The following is a 1,745-nucleotide window of genomic DNA, read 5'->3' on the forward strand; positions in this document are numbered from 1 at the left end:
GCAGCGCCACCCACTGGCGGACCGCGCCGAGGTAGTTGCCGAGGTGGAACGAGCCTGCGGTGGGCTGGATTCCGGAGAGCACGCGAGGACGATCAGAGGCCATGGGGCTCATTCTCTCAGGTGTCTCTCATTGCTCGGAAACAGACGTGTGACGGGTGTGCCGCGATCTTGTGATGCGTGGCTTGGATCTGTCACTTCGATCGGGTCGCGCGAATGCGGAACCGATCTCGTCCGGCCGGTGTACCAAGAGTGTGAGGGCACAGGGGGAGGTCCTGGAGGGGGGCCGCGTCGTCGACGAGGGTGCGGTGATCGCGCGTGTGCGCGCCGGGGAGGCGGAGGCGTACGCGGAGTTGGTGCGCGCTTTCACCGGGATCGCGCTCAGGGCGGCCGTGGCACTCGGCGCGGGATCGGACGCGGAAGACGTGGTGCAGCAGGCCTTTTTCAAGGCGTACTGCTCCTTGGGACGGTTCAGGGACGGCTCGGCGTTCAAGCCGTGGCTGCTGTCGATCGTCGCCAATGAGACGAGGAACACAGTGCGTTCGGCGGTACGGCAGCGGTCGCTCGCCGGGCGCGAGGCCGCGCTCGCGGAGGCGGAGCCGCTGATACCGGAATCGGCGGACCCGGCGGTGGCGGCTCTGGAGGACGAGCGCCGGAAGGCCCTGCTCGCCGCGCTCGACCGGCTGAGCGAGGAGCACCGACTGGTCGTCACGTACCGCTATCTCCTCGAGATGGACGAGACGGAGACGGCCGAGGCGCTGGGCTTGCCACGGGGCACGGTCAAGTCCCGGCTGAACCGCGCGCTGCGAAAGCTGGGGCGGCTGCTGCCGCAGGGACCAGAAGTGCCGGAAGGACCAGAAGGAGGTGACGGGCATGAGTGAGCGGGGCGACGGCCAGGACGAGGGCGGCGCCGAGCAGACCGGACACGGCGGCGCCCGTCGGCTTCCCGAGGAACTGCGGGCGCTCGGTCGGTCTCTCGACCCGCCGGGGCTCAGCGGTGCGTCGATGGCCGAGCGGGTCCTCGCGCAGATCATCGCGGAGTCGGCGCCGGCCCCGGTGGCCGAGCCGCCCGGTCCCCTCTCCCGGCTGCGGTCATGGCTGCGGGCGAGGTGGCGGGTCCTGACGGCGGCGCTCTGCGGGCTCCTGACGGCGGCGGTGCTCACACCCCCGGTGCGGGCGGCGGTCTTCGAGTGGTTCGACTTTGGCGGGGTCGAGGTGCGGTACGACCCGTCGGCGGCCCCGCCGACCAGGGCCGGCGTGCCGGGGTGCGGCGGCGGGGTGAGCCTGTCCGAGGCCGAGCGGCGGGCCGGATTCGTGCCCGCGGTGCCGGACGCGCTCGGCGCGCCGGACGCCGTGGCGGTGACGCGGGAGCGGGGCGCGCGCGTCCTGGTCACCCTGTGCTGGCGCGACGAGGGCCGGACGATACGGCTCGACGAGTTCGGGGCACGTCTTGACCTCGGCTTCAGCAAGACGGTGACGGAGCCTCCCGACTGGGTTCAGGTCGGCCGGGAGACGGGTCTGTGGTTCGCGCGCCCGCATCGGCTCACGTTCTGGATGGTGGAGGACGACGGCGACCGGTGGACGCGCTCCGAGCGGACGGCGGGACCGACGCTCCTGTGGACGCACGGGCCGGAGCTCACGCTGCGGCTCGAAGGCGTGGCGTCGAGGGAGCGGGCGCTGGAGATCGGGAAGTCGGTTCCGGCCGGGCCGGGCGAATCGGGAACCTGAACGGCTCGGGCGGTGTACCA

General features: G+C 72.1%; 2 protein-coding genes and 1 pseudogene. 2 read left to right on the forward strand and 1 reads right to left on the reverse strand.

The window, feature by feature from the left end:
- Window positions 1-103, reverse strand: a pseudogene (locus ACZ5CR_RS44540) (tryptophan--tRNA ligase); the annotation flags it as partial.
- Between the two features lie 202 nt (window positions 104-305).
- Here ACZ5CR_RS44540 and ACZ5CR_RS44545 point away from each other — a divergent pair.
- Complete coding sequence (locus ACZ5CR_RS44545) at window positions 306-878, forward strand: RNA polymerase sigma factor (RefSeq protein ID WP_468869211.1); 573 nt, start codon at window positions 306-308, stop codon at window positions 876-878.
- Complete coding sequence (locus ACZ5CR_RS44550) at window positions 871-1,725, forward strand: hypothetical protein (protein ID WP_468869209.1); 855 nt, start codon at window positions 871-873, stop codon at window positions 1,723-1,725. Before ACZ5CR_RS44545 ends, ACZ5CR_RS44550 begins: the two co-directional genes overlap by 8 nt.
- The last annotated feature ends 20 nt before the right edge of the window (window positions 1,726-1,745 follow it).

Source organism: Streptomyces sp. NPDC031274, assembly GCF_055570235.1.

Bases quoted from the DNA above. Each gene is read 5' to 3' on its own strand.
- ACZ5CR_RS44550 (WP_468869209.1), top strand. From the start codon at position 871: ATGAGTGAGCGGGGCGACGGCCAGGACGAGGGCGGCGCCGAGCAGACC.